Origin of the sequence: Candidatus Accumulibacter contiguus (assembly GCF_036625285.1) — a bacterium.
Lineage (GTDB): Bacteria > Pseudomonadota > Gammaproteobacteria > Burkholderiales > Rhodocyclaceae > Accumulibacter > Accumulibacter contiguus.
Genome location: NZ_JAZKUC010000002.1, coordinates 534,554 through 553,244, shown reverse-complemented (window position 1 = coordinate 553,244; position 18,691 = coordinate 534,554). Strand labels below are relative to the sequence as shown.

Genomic DNA, 18,691 nt, shown 5'->3' with positions numbered 1-18,691 from the left:
CGCACGAAGGAACCCTGAAAAAAGCCCCCGCCCGGAAACCCGGGCGAGGCCCATGCAGACACCCGCAGCGATCCTACTGCAGCGACTTCGAACAGCCCGGCCGCGCCCATGCCGGTACCGATGCACATGGTGACCATGCCGTAGCGCTGGCCGGTGCGTTGCAGGCCGTGCACCAGCGTCGCCGTGCGGATCGTGCCGGTCGCGCCGAGCGGATGACCGAGAGCGATGGCACCGCCGAGCGGATTGACCTTGGCCGGATCGAGGTTCAGTTCGCGGATCACGGCCAGTGCCTGCGCGGCAAAGGCTTCATTGAGCTCGATCCAGTCCACCTCGTGCTGCCCGATTCCGGCCCGCTTGAGCACGCCGCGGAATCGCTCGACGGGGCCGATGCCCATGATCTCGGGCGCCACGCCGGCCACCGAGAAGCCGGCAAAGCGCGCCAGCGGCTTGAGGTTGAACTGCTTGAGGATCTTTTCCGAAACGACCAGCACGGCGGCGGCACCGTCGGACATCTGCGAGCTGTTGCCGGCAGTCACCGAACCGCGCGCGGCAAACACCGGCCGCAGCCTGGCGAGGCCTTCGCTGCTGCTGTCCGAACGTGGTCCCTCGTCGTTCTCGGCCAGATACTCCTTGACCGTCACTTCACCGCTCTGCAGGTTCGGCACGCGTGCCTTGACCGGGTAGGGCGAATCTCGGCCTTGAAGTGGCCGGCGGCGATCGCCGCACAGGCCTTCTGGTTCGAGGCGACGGCAAAGGCGTCCTGGTCCTCGCGCGAGATCTTCCACTGCGCGGCGACCTTCTCGGCGGTGATGCCCATCCCGAAACCGATCGCGTAATTCTCTTCCTTCTCGAAGATCGCCGGGTTCATGGCGATCTTGTTGCCCATGATCTGGTTCATCAGCGACATCGTTTCGGTACCGCCTGCGATCATCACATCGGCTTCACCGAGGCGAATGCGATCCGCGGCCATCGCCACCGTCTGCAGGCCGGAAGCGCAGAAGCGGTTGACGGTGACACCGGGAACGGTGTTCGGCAGGCCGGCCAGCAGCAGGCCGATGCGCGCGACGTTCATGCCCTGCTCGGCTTCGGGCATTGCGCAGCCGACGATGACGTCCTCGACCAGTGCCGGGTCAAGCCCCGGCGCCTGCGCCATGACCGACCGGATGGCGTGCGCCAGCATGTCGTCGGGACGAACGTGGCCCAACATGCCCTTGCGTCTGCCCACCGGCAGGCGGGTGGCGGCGACGATGTAGGCGTCCTGAATCTGTTTGCTCATGATCTGTTCTCCTTGCTCGCTCAGTTACGCAGCGGCTTGCCGGTTTCCAGCAGGTGCTGGATACGCTGCTGGGTTTTCGGGTTCTTCAGCAGTTCGACGAAGAGCTTGCGCTCGACGCTCAGCAACCACGGCTCATCCACCAGTGATCCGGTCTCGATGTCGCCACCACACAAGGCGGTCGCCGCAGCCTTGGCCACCACATAGTCGTGTGCCGAGATCATGCCGCCTTCCTTCATGTTGGCGAGCATCATTTCGCAGTTGGCGATGCCGGTACGCCCGGCAACCTTGATCCCGCGCGGCGACAGGCGCGGGTAATAGCCCGCCTCGGCGAGGCCGCGCGCTTCGCGCAGCGCCACGTACAGCAGCTCGTTGGCGTTGAACACGATCTTGTCCGAATCGACGGCAAAACCGAGTTCTCTGGCTTGCGCACCGCTCTTCGACACCGTGGCCATGGCGATGGTCATGAAAACCGGCTGGATGAACTCGAAGGGATCGTTGCCCGCAGTCTTCGCTGCGTGCTGCGCGGCGCGGATGGCGAACTCCTTGCAGCCACCGCCGGCTGGAATCAGGCCGACACCGGCTTCGACCAGACCGATGTAGCTCTCGAGCGCGATCACCCGCTTGGCCGCGTGCATGACGAACTCGCAGCCGCCACCCAGGGCCATCCCCTGCACCGCTGCAATCACCGGCACCTTGGCGTACTTGAGGCACATCGACGCGTTCTGGAATTCGCCGACGTATTTTTCGAGCAGCTCGAAATCGCCGGCGGCAATCGCCTCGGCAACTTCCTTGAGGTTGGCACCAAAGGCGAATGGCGCTTCGTGCCACAACACCAGTCCCTGATAATCGGCCTCGGCACGCGCCACCACTTCCTGCAGACCGATGATCACGTCACGGCCGAGCGTGTGGTTGCGCGACTTGACGCTGACGATGGCGATACCCGCATCGATCTGCGGCAGCGTCCACATGCGGACGCCTTCGTTCTCCCAGACCGTGCTGCCGGCGACCGCCTTCTCGCCGAGGACACGCTCGGGGAAGATCTGCCGCTGATAGACCGGCAAGGTCGAGCGCGGCCGGTAGGCATCGGCACTCGCCGAATAGGAACCCTGCGTGCCATGCACGCCTGCCTGTGCAACGCGGCCAAAGACCCAGGCCGGCAGCGGGGCCGGGCTCATCGCCCGGCCGGCGTCGATGTCGGCCTGGACGGCTTCGGCAATCGCCCGCCAGCCAGCCGCCTGCCAGCTCTCGAACGGCCCCTGCGACCAGCCGAAGCCCCAGCGCATCGCGAAATCGAGATCGCGGGCGTTGTCGGCAATGTCGGCGAGATGGATAAGCGGCGTAATGGAAGATATCGCGGAAGATCGCCCACAGGAACTGCGCCTGCGGGTGCTCGCTGGCGCGCAACTGCGCAAATTTCTCGGCCGGGTTGCGATTCTTGAGGATCGCCAGCACGCTTGGGTCGATGTCGGCCGCACTGTCACGATAGTCCTGCAGCGTCAGGTCGAGCACCTTGATCGCCCGGCCATCCTTGCGGAAGATGCCGCAGCGCGTCTTCTGGCCGAGCGCGCCCTTGCCGATCAGTGCCGCCAGCCATGCCGGCACGCCGTAATAGCATGCCAGGGATCTTCGGGCAGGGTGTCCTGCATGGTCTTGACGACATGCGCCAGGGTATCGAGACCAACGACGTCGGCGGTACGATAGGTGGCACTCTTCGGGCGACCGATGATCGGACCGGTCAGTGAATCGACGACGTCGAAACCGAGTCCGAGGCGCTGCGTGTGATGCATCACCGCGAGCATCGAGAAGACACCGACGCGGTTGGCGACGAAGTTCGGCGTATCGCGCGCACGCACGATGCCCTTGCCGAGGCGCGAGACCAGCCAGGACTTCGAGATGGTCGAGCAACGCCGGATCGGTGGTTCTGGTCGCGATCAGTTCGACGAGATGCATGTAACGCGGCGGATTGAAGAAGTGGATGCCGCAGAAGCGCGAACGCAGCGCTTCCGGCAGCGCCTTCGGAGAGGCGATTGATCGACAGCCCCGAGGTGTTCGAGGCGATGATCGCAGCGGGCGAAACGAAGGGTGCGATCTGGCGATACAGATCGTCCTTCCACTCGGTCTTTTCGGCAATGGCTTCGATGATCAGGTCGCAATCCCTGAGCAGATCGAGGTGCTGCGAATAATTGGCGGCGTCGATGTAGCCGACGCGATCCTTCGTCGCCAGCGGCGACGGCTCGAGCTTCCCGAGCGCGTCGATGGCTTTCCTGACGATCCCGTTGGGATCGCCTTCCTTGGCCGGCAGGTCGAAAAGCACCACCGGCACTTCGGCATTCGCGAGGTGCGCTGCGATCTGCGCGCCCATCACGCCCGCTCCGAGTACGGCGGCCTTGCGTACGATGAAGTTGCTCAAGCTGTCCTCCTTGTCTGGTCGTCTACGCTCGCCGGGAACACCCCGCAGCGGCTCTGCACAAAGCCGCTCAAACGAACGTTTGAATTATACGCTGTCTGGGTACACCGTCAACCGAAATGGGAAGAATCTTCAGGGCAATGCGCTCGTCACAGGCAAAAGAAAAGCCCCGGAATCCGGGGCTTTTCTGGCGAACCGTGGAGCGCGATCAGAAAGCGATCGAGTACTGTGCGCCGAGAATCCAGACGCTGGAATCGTAGTCACCAATGACCGTGCCACGACCTTCAGCGCTCTTGTTGCTGTTGATCTTGGTGTTCTGAAGGTACAGATACGCCAGGCCGAGTTCAAGCGTCTGTTCCTTGGCCGGCTTCCATTGGGTGCCGAAGGTGAACCATGTACGATCGTTGTCCGGCAATGCGGTCAATCGTGTACTCGCATTCTTGACCGGCGTCTGGTCATAGGCGAGACCAAACATGAATTTCAGCGTGTCGGTGTAACGGTAGTTCGCCCCCAGGGCAACACGCCAGGTATCCTCGAAGAGCGCGGTCAGCGTCTCCGCAGTCCGGCCGGTCTGCGGTCCCGAGGTACGGACGATGTCTACATTCTTGATCGAACTCCAGCCCGTCCAGGAGACATCTCCCAGCATCTCCCATTGATCGCTGAGTTTCTGCGTCACGCTCAGAACGAAGGTATCCGGCACCTTGATATCGGCCTTGACCTGGCTCTGCCGGCCGGAGTTGATCAGCGCCAAGGCCGTCGCGTTGGCTGCCGGCGTGCCATTGCTGCTCAGTCTGGACGTGCCATCGGTATGGTATTGAATTGCCGAGCGATACGATACGCCGACCTTGGTCGTCGGCGAGAGGGTAAACAATGCACCGAGGTTCCAGCCCCAGGCATCGTCGTCGATACTCAGGTGCGCTCTGACCCCGGATGCGCCCGGGACGATGGCTGCCTGACGATAGTAATCCGCCTCGATTTTCTGCCAGCTCACGCCGGCGCCCAGCGATACCATGTCGTTGACCCGATAGGCAATCGACGGATTGATATTGATTGTCTTGATGTCGAACTCGTCCGACTGCGCACTGCCCTTCCAGGGTTTGTCGTACTTCGTCTTCAGGCCAAAAGGTGCTCCGATGCCCAGACCAAGGTACAGATCCCGGTTTACCGCCCAGGACAGGTAGCCATTCGGAACGACCGCCCAGCCACCCGCGTCGCCACCGTCACCCGCGGCATTGAAGACACCCACCTGGGACGCGCTGTTGTCGAACTTGAAACTCGGTTTCACCGCCGTCAGGCCACCGGAGACTTCACGCGCCTGCAGTTGCGTCATTCCTGCCGGGTTCCAGAAAATCGTGCTGGCATCGCTGGCCTTGGCTGCGGAACCGGCGTAGGCATTACCCAGGCCGCTACCCTGCTCAAGCAACTGGAAACCGGACGCACCTGCACTGCCTGACAAGGCCACCAGCAACAAGGCCGGAATCATCTTCATCGTAACTTTTTGTGACATGGTCATCTCCCCTCTGGATGTGATCTTTCCGTGGCTATTCCGCCACGCGTCAAAAGTAATTTGCCGCCCTATGCTAAGACCACCGTCCAGAAAAATCTTCAGCTATTCAAGGTTTGGCAGCTCCCTTTTCTGGCCCTGTTGGTTAATTGCAACAGGTCAGGCAGCTTGACTCCCCAGATAATTCAGCGGTCCGCCGGTGAAGGGCGCAAATCCGGTCCCGAAGATCACTCCGGCATCGGCCAGATCGGCATCGGCGACGACCCCGTCGTTCACCAGTTGCTGCGTGCGCTCGAGCAGCGGTTTGAGCAGACGAGCGGCGAGTCCGGCCGGGACGCTCCCGGCCAGACCCTTGTTCGGCCGGCCACCGGGGTAATCGTAGAAACCCCGGCCGCTCTTCTTGCCGAGGTGACCGGCGTTGAAACGTTCCAGCAGGCACCTCGGTGGCTCGGCAGCAGTCCCTGCGAGGCTCTTGCCAGCAGCCATCGCAACGTCGAGTCCGACCATGTCAACGAGTTCGATCGGGCCCATCGGCATGCCGAAAGCGAGCATCGCTTCGTCCACGGTTTCCGGTGCGAGGCCCTCATCGACGGCGCGCATCGCTTCGAGCAGGTAAGGCCCGAGAACGGCGTTGACCAGGAAACCCGGCGCGCTCTTCACCGGCAGCGGCAGTCGCTCGATCTGTTTGACGAAAGCGGTGGCGCGTTGCTGCATTTCCGGGTCGGCAGCCGCCGTGGCGACGACTTCGACGAGCGGCATCTTCGCGACCGGGTTGAAGAAATGAATCCCGATCAATCGTTGCGGCCGGACCAGTACCGTGGACAAATCCTCGATGCGCAGGCTCGAGGTGTTCGTCGCCAGGACCGCGTCGGGCGGGATCACCGCTTCGAGTTTGCTGAGCAGCTCGCGCTTGGCGTCGAGGTCTTCGAAAATCGCCTCGATCACCACGTCCGCCTGGCGTGCTCCGTAGCCTTCCGGGTCGGGAATCAGCCGGTCCATCACCTTGCGCAGTTCGCGCGGGTCTTTGATGCGCTGGCGCCACGCCGCATAGGCGCGTTGCAAGGCCGGGGCGATGCGCTCCATTCCCTGATCCTGCAGGGTGACGGTCAGCCCGCGCAACGCACACCAGGCCGCGATGTCGCCGCCCATCACGCCAGCGCCGACGACATGCACGCGCCTGGCCGCGAAGCTGCCCGCCTTGCCGAAACTCTTCAGGCGCTCCTGCAGGAAGAACACGCGCAGCAGATTGCGCGCCGTCGGCGAACGAACGATGCGGTCGATCAGTGCCGGTGCTGCCAGCGCATTCCCCTGGTGATTGGCCCAGATGTCGATGATCGCGTACGGTGCCGGATAATGCTCGCGGCGCGCGCGCCTGCCGACCTGCTTTCTCGCGGCACTCGCCAGCAGGCCCTTGAACGGACCATTGAGCAGGCGCTGCAGCAGGGGCGGACGGCGGCGCGGCTGATCGGCGAGCACCAGCAATGCCGCGGCGCTGTCCATGACGCGCGCCGGTACGCAGTCGTCGGCAAGGCCAAGGCGTTTCGCCTTGCCGGCATCGATCGTCTTGCCGGTCAGCATCATGTCGAGTGCCGCCTGTGGGCCGATTCGTTCCGGCAGGCGCAGCATGCCGCCCCAGCCCGGCACGATGCCGAGCATGACTTCCGGCAGGCCCATCCGGGTCGAGGGCTCGTCGACCGCCAGCAGGTAACGACACGCCAGCGCCAGTTCGAGGCCACCACCGAGGCAGTGACCGCGTACCAGCGCCAGCGTCGGATACGAAACGGCGGCCAGACGGTTGAAGAGCTGCCAGCCACGTGTCACCAGATCGAGCCCCTTTTCAGGCGTATCGAGCTGCGTGAACTCCTGTATGTCGGCACCGGCGATGAAGCCGGCCGCTTTCCCCGAACGGAAGATCAGCCCTTGCGGCGGGCTGCGATCGAACTGATCGAGAAGCAAGGCGAGTTCGTCCATTACCGCACTGGAAAGTGAATTGGCCGATTCGCCAGCCTTGTCGAGCGTCGCCCAGGCGAGACCTGCGGCATCGACATCGAGCCGCCAGTGCCGGTAGTCATTTTCATGGATGTGCATGCTTTTCCCCGTCTTGCCCTGGTCGGTTGATCGTTTCCACCAGCATTGCCCCGCCCTGGCCGCCACCGATGCAGATTGCGGCGATGCCGCGCCTTGCCCTGGCGTGCTGCAGCGCCTGCAGCAGATGCAGGACGATGCGGGCGCCGGAAGCGCCGACCGGGTGACCGAGTGCAATGGCGCTGCCGTCGACGTTGAGACGCTCCGGCTGGATCACGCCGAGCGCGCCCGGCAGACCGAGCTGCTCGCGGCAGTAGTCGTCCGACTCCCAGGCAGCGAGGCAGCCGAGCACCTGCGCCGCGAACGCCTCATTGATTTCCCAGAGGTCGATGTCCGCCAAGCCGAACTGATGACGCTGCAGGATCGGCGTTGCGGCATGCACCGGACCCAGCCCCATTTGCGCCGGATCGAGACCGGCCCACTGGCTGTCGGTAATGCTGCCGAGCGGCTCGAGCCGCCATTTGTCGACCGCTGCCGCCGAGGCCAGGAGCAGCCACGCGGCCCCGTCGGTGATTTGTGAGCTGTTGCCCGGGGTCACGCGGCCATATTTGCGATCAAAAAAAGGCTTGAGCCTGGCAAGTCCGGCCATGCTCGAATCGGCGCGCACCCCGTCGTCTTCGCTGTAGACCTTGCCCTTGCCGTCAACGAGAGGGACGATCTCGCCGAAACGTCCGGCGGCTTGTGCAGCGACTGCGCGCTGGTGACTGCGAACACTGTATTCGTCCATCTGCTGGCGCGAGATGCCGAAGCGCCAGGCAAGGTTTTCGGCGGTCTGACCCATCAGCAGACCAACGACCGGGTCGGTCAGTCCCTTCAACAGGCCGATCACCGGGGACAGCGCCTGCGACGGACGCAGGCGGGCGAACATGCCGATCTTCTGACTGAACGTCCGGGCCTGCATCATCTGTGCAAACCAGCGCACCATTGCCTCGTTGTACAGCAGCGGCGCATGCGAGAGCGCGTCGACCCCGCCGGCAAGCACCAGTTGCGAGCGTCCATTCTGGATGTTGGCCATCGCCGAGTCGATCGCCTGCATGCCGCTGGCGCAGTTGCGCATTACCGTCCAGGCCGGCACCTGATGGCCGCAACCGAGACGCAGGGAAACGACGCGAGCGATATTGACTTCGTCGGGCGAGGGACTGGCACAACCGAGAATGATCTCGTCGAGTTCGGTCGGTGCGAACGGCTGGCGAATCAGCAATGCGCGGCCGGCCTGCACCGCCAGATCGCTCGCAGCGAACGGCCCGGGCGCATTGCGCCCCTTGAGGAAAGGCGTTCTCGCGCCATCGACGACATACACGGGCTGAAATCCCATGGGTTCTCCTTCTGCCAAACACGAAAGGCACGGAACAACGGCTCCGCGCCTTCCAGGGTTCGCTGAGCGGCGGTCTAGGCGGCTTTGTGCAGCAGCGGCTGTTGCCGCGCATGCCCGAGATCATGCGGGAAATCGTCGACGCGGATGACGATGTCGCGCAGTTCATTCCGCCGCTTGAGCACGGCGTACTCCGCAGCGGTGACGATGCCGGCAGCAAAAGCCGCGTGCGCCAGATCGCGGACGTTGGCGTCCGGATTGTCGGCCAGCACACCGCTCTTTTCGGCGGCACGAATCTTGGCTTCGATCGGTTCGGCGGCAATGGTTGCCGCCAGCGCCAGTTCGAGTGCGCCGACGGCTTCGCTTTCAACCTTGGGCAGGTAGGATTCGGCGGTCAGACGGTCGCGCGCAGCCGACGGTTCGATCAGCAGCTTTGCCACCTGGTGACCAATCCGGTCGGAAGGCACGTCGTAGGGGTGGCCGAGCGGGAAGACGAGACGGTAGAGCATGCGCGCGATCCAGCGCACCGGGAAGTTGGCAATCACCCCGTCGAACGCCATCTGCGCCTTGTACATCGCATCCCACATCGCCCAGTGCATCAGCGGTGCGTCGGCCGGTTGACGCCCTTCCGACTCGTAGCGCTTGAGCGTCGCAGAGCACAGATACAACATCGACAGAATGTCGCCGAGCCGCGCCGAGAGTTTTTCGCGGCGTTTCAATTCACCTCCCAGAACCAGCATCGAGATGTCTGCGAGGAAGGCGAAAGCCGAAGAGAAGCGCGTCAGCTGCTGGTAGTAGCGCCTGGTTTCCGGAGCGACATTGGCCGGCACGGAGACGAAATGCGAGCCAGTCAGTCCCTTTCTCAGCGCACCGAAGGCATGTCCTATGGTGAACAGGAGATGGCCGAAAAAGGCCTTGTCGAAGTCGCGCAGACCCTGTTCCTCATCGGGGTTGAAAGCCGACTTCATCTCCTTGAGCACATACGGATGACAGCGGATGGCCCCCTGGCCAAACAGGATCATGCTGCGCGTCAGGATGTTTGCACCTTCGACGGTAATCCCGATAGGCAGTTGCTGATAGGCACGGCCGATGAAGTTCGATGGTCCCAGACAGATCCCCTTGCCGCCGACGATATCCATACCGTCATTGACGACCTGGCGGGCAAGCTCGGTGACATGATACTTGGCGATCGCCGAGACCACCGACGGCTTCTCGCCGAGGTCGATGGCGCCAGCCGTCATCGTGCGCACGGCATTCATCATGTAGGTGTAGGCGCCGATGCGCGTCAGCGGTTCTTCAACGCCTTCGAAGCGCCCGATCGCCATCTTGAACTGACTGCGAACACGCGCGTATGCACCGACCGTGCGAGCCGTCAACTGTGCCATGCCGGCGTTCGATGACGGCAGCGAGATCGAGCGGCCAGCCGCCAGACACTCCATCAGCATCCGCCACCCCTGGCCAACCATCGCCGGGCCACCGATCACGTAGTCGAGCGGCATGAAGACGTCCTTGCCGCGCGTCGGGCCATTCATGAACATGGCGTTGAGCGGGAAGTGGCGGCGACCGATTTCTGCGCCGGGGGTGTCGCGCGGCACCAGGGCACAGGTAATGCCGATGTGCTTGCTGCTGCCGAGCAGGCCATCCGGATCATAGAGATGGAAAGCCAGACCCAGGATGGTGCACACCGGACCGAGAGTAATGTAACGCTTGTCCCAGGTCACGCGCATGCCGAGCACTTCCCGGCCCTGCCACATGCCCTTGCAGACGATGCCGACGTCGGGGATCGAGCCAGCGTCGGAACCGGCCCAGGGACTGGTCAGGGCGAAGGCGGGAATCTCGATCCCCTTGGCCAGCCGCGGCAGATAGTGGTTCTTCTGTGCCTCGGTACCGTAGTGCAACAACAGTTCGGCCGGACCGAGCGAGTTGGGCACCATCACCGACACCGACAACGCCGAACAACGCGTCGATAGTTTGGTGACGATCTGCGAGTGGGCATAGGCCGAGAACTCGAGACCGCCATACTTCTTCGGGATGATCATCCCGAGGAATCCCTTGTCCTTGATGTACTGCCATGCCTGTGGTGGCAGATCGTGCAAATCGTTCGTCACCTGCCAGTCATCCACCAGCGCACAGGCCTGCTCGACCTCGTTGTCCATGAAGGACTGCTCTTCGGGCTTGAGTTTCGGCACCGGATAGGCGAGCAGCTTGTTCCAGTCGGGATTGCCGCGGAACAGTTCGCCGTCCCACCACACCGTCCCGGCCTCGAGCGCGACGCGCTCGGTTTCCGACATCTGCGGCAGAATCCGTTTGTAAGTACTGAAAATGGGCCGGCTGACCAGCGCTCGCCGCAAGGGGCGAACGCCGAACAGCGCGACAAGACTCACCAGTGTGACACCGATGATGATCGAGACGACCGTTGTGATCATTGCTGCTTCTCCTATTGCTGGTCCTGGGTCTTGGGTGTTGTAGCTTGGACCTTGCGCTGTGCGCCTTGTCCCTTGAATATCAGACCGTCTTCGAGGACGGTTCTTGTTGTTACTATGGAAGTCGCGAGCGACTCACGAATCTCCCCTCCCCCCTCGCGGGGGAGGGGTTGGGGGAGAGGGGAACGGTAGCTCATGAAACTGTGGCAAGGGTGCCCGCAGGCCACCGAGCAGGAAAGGCATCAGCCGCTGCGCCAGGCGTCTGGCCAGCGCGGTGTCGCCCGGATCATCGGCGCTCTCGCCTGCGAGATCGCCCAATTCACAGCCGGTGACGACCTGCAGCACATCGGTTCCGGCGATCGCGTAAGACATGGCGCCAAGCATGAAATGCAGGCGCCAGACAATCTCCGCTTTGGGAACATCCGGCAAGGCGCGAAATAGTGCCAGCTTGTAGCGATCGATCACCTGCGCATACTCACCGGCAAAAAAGGTGCGGATGAACTCGGCCGGTTCGGTCAAGGTACGGCCGAGCAATCGCAGAAAGGTCATGCCACCCAGCGACGGATCCTCCCCCATCCGCAACAAGGTGCCGAAAAACGCTTCGAGTATCTGCGACGGCTTGAGCGGTGCACCGGCAGCCTGCGCTTCGAGTTCGTCAAGTGCCTGCAGGCGCTGCTGGTTGAGCCAGGCCAGGCGACGCCGGAAAACCTCGCACAGCAATGCCTCTTTCGACCCGAAATGGTAGTTCACCGCGGCCAGGTTGACTTCCGCCGCGCTGGTGATGGTCCGCATCGACGTCGCTTCGTAGCCGTTTTCCATGAACAGGCGTTCGGCAACGTCCAGAATGCGCTCACGGGTATCACTCGTTGTTTTCTGATCGGACATAGGATCGCTGGCCCAGGAATAGCGGATTTGCACGCTCGAAATGCTTGTCATCCTCACTTCGATCAAACGTTCGTTTTAATGTTAGGGCCATCGCCTCCCAAATGCAAGAGTTTTTTGCCTCTTTCTGCGTCCATCTTGAGACCTGGCTCGACAACAGGGCATACTCCGGGGATCAGCCACCCGATCGACAAGCCAGAACCATGCGCCGTGCCGCCTCTTCCTACCCTGCAGCCGAGTCACCCGCGGCCGCCGACAGTCATCTCTGGTTGACCCTCAACAAGTTGCTTCCCTATCTGTGGCAATACAAGTGGCGAGTCTTGCTGGCCCTCTCGTGTCTGTTCACGGCCAAACTGGCCAATGTCTGTGTGCCGCTGGTTTTCAAGGAGATGATCGACAGTCTGAGCAGCACGCAACAGGCACTTGCCCTGCCTGCCCTGCTGCTGCTGCTTTATGGTGCGCTGCGTTTTTCGACCTCCCTGTTCACGGAGCTGCGCGAGATTCTCTTTGCCCGCGTCACACAACGCGCCGTACGCCGGATCGCGCTGGAAGTTTTCCGCCACCTGCACCAGCTTTCGCTCCGCTTTCATCTGCAAAGGCAGACCGGTGGTGTTTCGCGCGACATCGAACGTGGCAGCCGATCGATCTCGAGTCTGATCAGCTATACGCTCTATTCGATCCTGCCGACTCTGGTCGAAATCACGCTCGTCCTGATCATCCTGTTTGTCAGGTACGACAGTGCCTTTGTCCTGATCACCCTGGCTTCGCTGACGGCCTATGTGGTATTCACGGTCAAGGTCAGCAACTGGCGGATCGCCATTCGCCGGAAACTCAACGAGATGGACTCGGCAGCAAATACTCGCGCCATCGACAGCCTGCTCAACTACGAAACGGTCAAGTACTTCAATAATGAGGAATACGAGGCCCGCCGCTACGATCAGCAGATGCATCTGTGGGAAGACGCGGCGACCAGGAGCCAGGTCTCCCTGTCCTGGCTCAATCTCGGCCAACAGATCATCATTGCATTGGGGGTCACTTTGATGATGTGGCGAGCAGCCAGTGGTGTGGTCGCGGGCTCGATGACCATCGGCGATCTGGTGCTGGTCAACGCTTTCCTGATTCAGCTCTACATGCCACTCAACTTCCTCGGCGTGGTGTACCGCGAAATTCGCCAGTCACTGGCCGACATCGAGCGCATGTTCGACCTGCTCGCCGTGCACCGGGAAATCGCCGATGTGCCGGACGCCATTCCCCTCATGGCTGGCCCAATGGAGATCCGCTTTTCCGATGTGGACTTTTTCTACGAGTCCAACCGGCAGATTCTGTACGGCGTTGATTTTGTGATTCCGGCCGGGCGCACCCTCGCTGTCGTCGGCGAGTCCGGTTCCGGAAAATCGACCCTGGCACGGCTGCTCTACCGCTTCTATGACATCAGCGGCGGTCATGTCCGGATCAACGGCAGCGATCTTCGCCAACTCACCCAGGCGAGCCTGCGCGCAGCCATCGGCATCGTACCGCAGGATACCGTGTTGTTCAATGACACCATTTTCTACAACATTCAGTACGGCCAGCCCGAAGCCAGCCGCGAACAGGTGCTTGCCGCAGCCAGCGCGGCGCAACTCGCGGCGTTCATCGAACTGCTCCCCGATGGCTACGAAACGCGGGTGGGCGAACGCGGACTGAAGCTTTCGGGAGGGGAAAAGCAGCGGGTCGCCATCGCTCGCGCGCTGCTCAAGAACCCGCCGGTGTTGATTTTCGATGAAGCGACTTCGGCACTCGACTCGAAAACCGAAAAAGCCATCCAGGCGAGTCTCGACAATGCGGCACGTGGCCGCACGACGCTGGTGATCGCCCACCGCCTATCGACGATCATGAATGCCGACGAGATTCTGGTAATGGACGCCGGTCGCATCGTCGAACGCGGATCGCACCTCAAACTGCTCGACGCTGGCGGCCTGTACGCGCAGATGTGGGCCCTGCAACAGTTGGAGGAGTCCGGCGACAAGGCCGCAAGCGAGTCGCCGGCCACGCATGAGTTATGACCAATGCATTCTGCCGGCGAAAAAAAGCCAAGCAGAGCCTGGCTATTGTTCATTCGGCCGACCGGCCGCAAAAGCGATTATTCGGTGACGGCGTCGACTTCCGGCCGATCCATCAACTCGACATACGCCATCGGTGCATTGTCGCCATCGCGAAAACCACACTTCAGAATCCGCAGATAGCCGCCATTGCGGGCCGCATAACGCGGCCCGAGTTCGTTGAACACCTTGACCACCATGTCCCGATCGCGCAGTCGGTCGAAAGCCAGGCGACGGTTGGCCAGGTTCGGGTTCTTGCCGAGAGTGATGATCGGCTCGATGACGCGCCGAAGCTCCTTGGCTTTCGGCAGGGTCGTCTTGATGGCTTCTTCACGAAGCAGAGAAACGGTCATGTTACGCAACATCGCCAGACGATGGGCGCTGGTACGATTCAGTTTACGAAGACCCAAACGGTGACGCATATCAATTCCTTCCTGTTCTTGTCCGGCTGCTCATTTCTCGAGGCCGGCGGGAGGCCAGTTCTCAAGCTTCATGCCCAGTGTCAGGCCGCGCGCGGCCAGCACTTCCTTGATTTCATTCAGCGACTTGCGACCGAGATTGGGCGTCTTGAGCAGCTCGTTCTCGGTGCGCTGGATCAGATCACCAATGTAATAGATGTTTTCCGCCTTCAGACAGTTGGCCGAGCGAACCGTCAACTCCAGGTCATCCACCGGACGCAACAGCAAGGGGTCGACCTGCACCGTCTTCTGATACTCGATAGGCAGCGCCGTCCCGGCGAGGTCGGCAAACACCGAAAGCTGCTCCATCAGGATGCGCGCAGCCGTCCGGATGGCCTCTTCCGGCTCGATGGCACCGTTGGTTTCGATGTCCATGATCAGCTTGTCCAGATCGGTCCGCTGCTCGACACGCGCGCTCTCGACTGCGTAGCTGACCCGGCGAACCGGGCTGAACGAGGCGTCAAGGATCAGCTTGCCAATATTCTTGCTGCCATCGCCAATCTCGCGGAGGTTGCCAGCCACATAACCCCGCGAGCGCTCGACCTTCATTTCCATCGCCAGCTTGCCACCGGCAGAGAGGTGGGCAATGACATGCTCGGGGTTGATGATCTCGACGTCGTGCGAGACATCGATGTCGGCAGCCCGAACAACGCCCTTGCCTTCCTTGCGGAGTTGCAGGACGACTTCTTCCCGGTTGTGCAGCTTGAAGACGACCCCCTTGAGGTTCAACAGGATATCGACCACATCCTCCTGAACCCCGTCAATGGTCGAGTATTCATGCAGTACGCCTTCGATGCTGACCTCGGTCGGCGCATAACCCGGCATCGACGACAGCAGAATCCGACGCAGTGCATTGCCCAGAGTATGCCCGTAACCGCGTTCAAACGGCTCCATGACCACTCGTGCATGCACCGGCGACAAGCTCTGCACATCGATGATGCGCGGTTTAAATAGTCCACTGCTTTGCATGTACTGTCCTTTGCCTGATTCCGTCAAGCCTCGCCACTACTACTTCGAATAGAGTTCGATGACGAGACTTTCGTTGATCGTCGGCGGCAGTTCGCTACGTTCCGGGTGTGCCTTGTAGGTGCCTTTTGCCGCTTTGGCGTCCACTTCAACCCACTCGGGAAAGCCACGCGCTTCGGCAGCGACCAGAGCGGCCTTGACGCGAAGATGAGCTTTCGCTTTCTCGCAGACTTCTACGACGTCGCCGGGGCGAACCTGGTACGAGGGAATGTTTACGCGCCGACCGTTCACGAGTACGCCGTTATGTCTGACCACCTGGCGCGACTCCGCTCGCGACGCCGCGAAACCCATGCGGTAGCAGACACTATCGAGGCGAGCCTCAAGCAATTGCAACAGCACCTCACCAGTGACGCCCTTGCGACGGTCAGCCTCTTTGTACACCTTGCGAAACTGTCCTTCAAGGACGCCATAGATGCGGCGGATTTTCTGCTTTTCCCGCAGGTGAACACCATAGTCGGACAAGCGTTGCCCGGACTTCTGGCCATGCTGACCGGGTGCATACGAGCGACGTTCGATCGCGCACTTGTCGGTGAAGCACTTTTCCCCCTTGAGGAACAATTTTTCGCCTTCACGGCGACATTGACGGCATTTCGGATCGAGATTGCGAGCCACTATTTTCTCCTTAAATCCGACGCTTCTTGGGCGGCCGACAACCATTGTGCGGGATCGGCGTGACATCGGTGATCGCGGTGATCTTCATACCAAGCGCATTGAGCGCGCGCACCGAAGACTCTCGCCCTGGGCCAGGCCCCTTGATACGAACTTCGAGGTTTTTGACGCCACACTCGACGGCAACCCGGCCGGCAGCTTCAGCGGCAACCTGGGCAGCAAAAGGAGTGCTCTTGCGTGAACCCTTGAAGCCGGCCCCACCAGACGTCGCCCACGACAGCGCGTTACCCTGGCGGTCGGTGATGGTGATGATCGTATTGTTGAACGAGGCATGGATGTGAGCAACACCTTCAGCAACGTTCTTTCTGATCTTAACTTTTTTACGAACTTTTGCAGCAGTCTTGGCCATGGTCAGGTCCTAGTCTTTCATCATTTCTTGCCGGCGATCGGCTTCCGCGGTCCCTTGCGAGTACGCGCATTGGTGCGCGTCCGCTGGCCACGAGACGGCAGGCCCTTGCGGTGACGAAGGCCACGATAGCAGCCCAAGTCCATCAAGCGCTTGATGCTCATCGTGACTTCGCGACGCAGATCACCCTCGACACTGTATTTGCCGATCTGGTCACGCAAACGATCCAGTTCAGCCTCAGTCAGGTCCTTCATTTTTGTTGAACGTTGAACCCCAGCAGCATCACAGATTTTCTGTGCGCGCGGACGTCCGATACCGTAAATGGCAGTTAATGCGATCTCGGCATGCTGGTGGTTCGGGAGGTTTACGCCTGCGATGCGGGCCATCGATTCACCCCAAATAATCGAAACTTCAAGTTTATGCCTTCAATCGACTGACGACTCACCATGGGTGGGTCGCAGCGATCAACCCTGACGCTGTTTGTGACGTCGATCCATACAGATCACACGCACAATACCGTGACGCCGAATAATCTTGCACTTGCGGCAGATGCGTTTCACAGATGCCAGCACTTTCATGATTCACTCCTGATTCCCCGGCCCGAGGCGCAGCCAGCCTGTCGCCGGGTTGTTGCTTGGATTGCTGCGTAGATTCTTTGTTGATTCTTGTAGAAACCATTCACTTGGCGCGGAAGACGATGCGCGCACGACTCAGATCATAGGGCGTGAGTTGCACGGTCACCTTGTCGCCCGGCAAAATGCGGATGTAGTGCATGCGCATCTTGCCGGAAATGAAACCCAGCACCATATGGCCGTTTTCGAGCTTCACCCTGAAGGTGGCGTTGGGAAGGTTCTCGATAACCTCTCCCTGCATTTCGATCAAGTCTTCCTTTGCCATTCTATTTCGCCGGTGAGCCTTTGAAGTTAGCCTTTTTCAACAGGCTCTCGTACTGGTGTGACATCGCATAGGCCTGGACCTGCGTCATGAAATCCATCGTTACCACCACAATGATCAAGAGCGAGGTGCCGCCAAAGTAGAACGGCACATTCCATTTCAGGATCAGAAACTCCGGCAACAGACAGACGATGGTGATATAGCCCGCGCCAACCAGGGTCAATCGCATCAGGATCTTGTCGATGTAGCGTGCGGTCTGATCCCCTGGTCGAATTCCAGGAACGAATGCCCCGCTTCTCTTCAGGTTGTCAGCAGTTTCCCTGGAATTGAACACCAGCGCCGTGTAGAAAAAACAGAAGAAAATGATCGCCGCAGCGTACAACATGACATAGATCGGTTGCCCCGGAGAGAGTGCACCGGCGATGTCCTTCAGCCAGCGCACCGACTCTCCCGATCCGAACCAGCCGGCAATGGTTGCCGGGAAAAGGATGATCGACGAGGCAAAGATCGGCGGTATCACGCCTGCCATGTTCAGTTTCAGTGGCAGGTGCGAACTCTGCCCGCCATAAATCTTGTTGCCCACCTGACGCTTCGCGTAGTTGACCAGAATCTTGCGTTGCCCGCGTTCAACGAAAACGACAAACGCAGTGACCAGGACGACCAGAAGGCTGATCACGATTGCCGTCAGCGGATGCATGGCGCCAGTACGAACCAGTTCAAGGAGCCCACCTATGGCGTTTGGCAATCCGGCCGCAATACCGGCAAAGATGATGATCGAGATCCCGTTGCCAATCCCACGCTCAGTGACCTGCTCACCCAGCCACATCAGGAACATCGTTCCAGTGACCAGTGTGGTCACGGTAACGAAGCGAAACAGCATTCCCGGGTCAATCACCAGCCCAGGTTGTGACTCGACTGCGACAGCAATTCCAATTCCCTGAAACAATGCGAGAAAGACCGTACCATAACGGGTGTACTGCGTGATCTTGCGACGCCCGGCTTCGCCTTCCTTTTTCAGCGCCTCGAGCTGGGGGCTGGCGTGCGTCATCAGTTGCATGATGATCGACGCAGAAATGTACGGCATGATCCCGAGGGCAAAAATCGTAAAACGCGAAAGCGCCCCGCCCGAGAACATGTTGAACATGCCCAGAATGCCACCCTGCTGCTTGTTGAACAGCTCGCTCAAGGTCTGTGCGTCGATGCCGGGAACCGGGATGTGCGCGCCAATCCGGTATACGACCAGCGCACCTAGCAGGAACCACAGCCGACGCTTCAGATCGCCGAACTTTCCACCTTTGCTGACCGTGCTGGAACTAGTTACCAAAAAAGAT

The 18,691-nt window shown here is 60.9% G+C and carries 14 protein-coding genes and 2 pseudogenes; 1 reads left to right on the top strand and 15 read right to left on the bottom strand.

What is annotated here, in order from left to right; translation table 11 throughout:
* Nucleotides 1–86: 86 nt before the first annotated feature.
* The 7 genes and pseudogenes from V5B59_RS21095 to V5B59_RS21065 all read right to left on the bottom strand — a co-directional run.
* Nucleotides 87–1,276, bottom strand: a pseudogene (locus tag V5B59_RS21095) (acetyl-CoA C-acyltransferase); the annotation flags it as partial.
* Between the two features lie 20 nt (nucleotides 1,277–1,296).
* Nucleotides 1,297–3,686: pseudogene (locus tag V5B59_RS21090) on the bottom strand (3-hydroxyacyl-CoA dehydrogenase/enoyl-CoA hydratase family protein).
* A gap of 205 nt (nucleotides 3,687–3,891) precedes the next feature.
* A complete protein-coding gene (locus V5B59_RS21085) occupies nucleotides 3,892–5,190 on the bottom strand; it encodes an OmpP1/FadL family transporter (RefSeq protein ID WP_169069018.1) in 1,299 nt (432 codons plus the stop codon).
* 156 nt (nucleotides 5,191–5,346) lie between these two features.
* The gene (locus tag V5B59_RS21080; RefSeq protein WP_169069019.1) at nucleotides 5,347–7,275 is read right to left on the bottom strand and encodes a 3-hydroxyacyl-CoA dehydrogenase NAD-binding domain-containing protein; all 1,929 of its coding nucleotides are present in this window, start codon (nucleotides 7,273–7,275) and stop codon (nucleotides 5,347–5,349) included.
* Nucleotides 7,262–8,587, bottom strand: coding sequence for an acetyl-CoA C-acetyltransferase (locus V5B59_RS21075; protein ID WP_169069020.1), 1,326 nt, complete (start codon nucleotides 8,585–8,587; stop codon nucleotides 7,262–7,264). Before V5B59_RS21075 ends, V5B59_RS21080 begins: the two co-directional genes overlap by 14 nt.
* 74 nt (nucleotides 8,588–8,661) lie before the next feature.
* Complete coding sequence (locus V5B59_RS21070) at nucleotides 8,662–11,010, bottom strand: acyl-CoA dehydrogenase (RefSeq protein ID WP_169069021.1); 2,349 nt, start codon at nucleotides 11,008–11,010, stop codon at nucleotides 8,662–8,664.
* A gap of 132 nt (nucleotides 11,011–11,142) precedes the next feature.
* Nucleotides 11,143–11,892, bottom strand: a complete 750-nt coding sequence (locus V5B59_RS21065) for a TetR/AcrR family transcriptional regulator (protein WP_169069080.1) — start codon at nucleotides 11,890–11,892, stop codon at nucleotides 11,143–11,145.
* A gap of 200 nt (nucleotides 11,893–12,092) precedes the next feature.
* On the opposite strand from V5B59_RS21065, the gene V5B59_RS21060 reads away from it, so the two are divergent.
* Nucleotides 12,093–13,931 carry an ABCB family ABC transporter ATP-binding protein/permease gene (locus V5B59_RS21060; protein ID WP_169069022.1) on the top strand — a complete coding sequence of 613 codons (1,839 nt, stop codon included), beginning with the start codon at nucleotides 12,093–12,095 and terminating at the stop codon, nucleotides 13,929–13,931.
* A gap of 77 nt (nucleotides 13,932–14,008) precedes the next feature.
* On the opposite strand, the gene rplQ is transcribed toward V5B59_RS21060, so the two are convergent.
* The 8 genes from rplQ to secY form a co-directional block, all read right to left on the bottom strand.
* Nucleotides 14,009–14,389: a 50S ribosomal protein L17 gene (gene rplQ, locus V5B59_RS21055; RefSeq protein ID WP_169069023.1), complete on the bottom strand. Its 381-nt coding sequence runs from the start codon at nucleotides 14,387–14,389 to the stop codon at nucleotides 14,009–14,011.
* Between the two features lie 30 nt (nucleotides 14,390–14,419).
* On the bottom strand, nucleotides 14,420–15,394 hold the full coding sequence (locus V5B59_RS21050) for a DNA-directed RNA polymerase subunit alpha (protein WP_169069024.1): 975 nt from the start codon (nucleotides 15,392–15,394) through the stop codon (nucleotides 14,420–14,422).
* Between the two features lie 39 nt (nucleotides 15,395–15,433).
* On the bottom strand, nucleotides 15,434–16,063 hold the full coding sequence (gene rpsD, locus V5B59_RS21045) for a 30S ribosomal protein S4 (protein ID WP_034910010.1): 630 nt from the start codon (nucleotides 16,061–16,063) through the stop codon (nucleotides 15,434–15,436).
* A gap of 10 nt (nucleotides 16,064–16,073) precedes the next feature.
* Complete coding sequence (gene rpsK, locus V5B59_RS21040) at nucleotides 16,074–16,469, bottom strand: 30S ribosomal protein S11 (protein WP_034910014.1); 396 nt, start codon at nucleotides 16,467–16,469, stop codon at nucleotides 16,074–16,076.
* 20 nt (nucleotides 16,470–16,489) lie between these two features.
* Nucleotides 16,490–16,852: a 30S ribosomal protein S13 gene (gene rpsM / locus V5B59_RS21035; RefSeq protein WP_034910016.1), complete on the bottom strand. Its 363-nt coding sequence runs from the start codon at nucleotides 16,850–16,852 to the stop codon at nucleotides 16,490–16,492.
* Nucleotides 16,853–16,930: 78 nt separating this feature from the next.
* Nucleotides 16,931–17,044: a 50S ribosomal protein L36 gene (gene rpmJ / locus V5B59_RS21030; RefSeq protein ID WP_169069025.1), complete on the bottom strand. Its 114-nt coding sequence runs from the start codon at nucleotides 17,042–17,044 to the stop codon at nucleotides 16,931–16,933.
* Between the two features lie 100 nt (nucleotides 17,045–17,144).
* Entirely contained in the window at nucleotides 17,145–17,363 is a 219-nt protein-coding gene (gene infA / locus V5B59_RS21025) for a translation initiation factor IF-1 (protein ID WP_042335087.1), read from the bottom strand.
* 1 nt (nucleotide 17,364) lies between these two features.
* The gene (gene secY, locus V5B59_RS21020; protein ID WP_034910018.1) at nucleotides 17,365–18,684 is read right to left on the bottom strand and encodes a preprotein translocase subunit SecY; all 1,320 of its coding nucleotides are present in this window, start codon (nucleotides 18,682–18,684) and stop codon (nucleotides 17,365–17,367) included.
* Nucleotides 18,685–18,691: the final 7 nt, after the last annotated feature.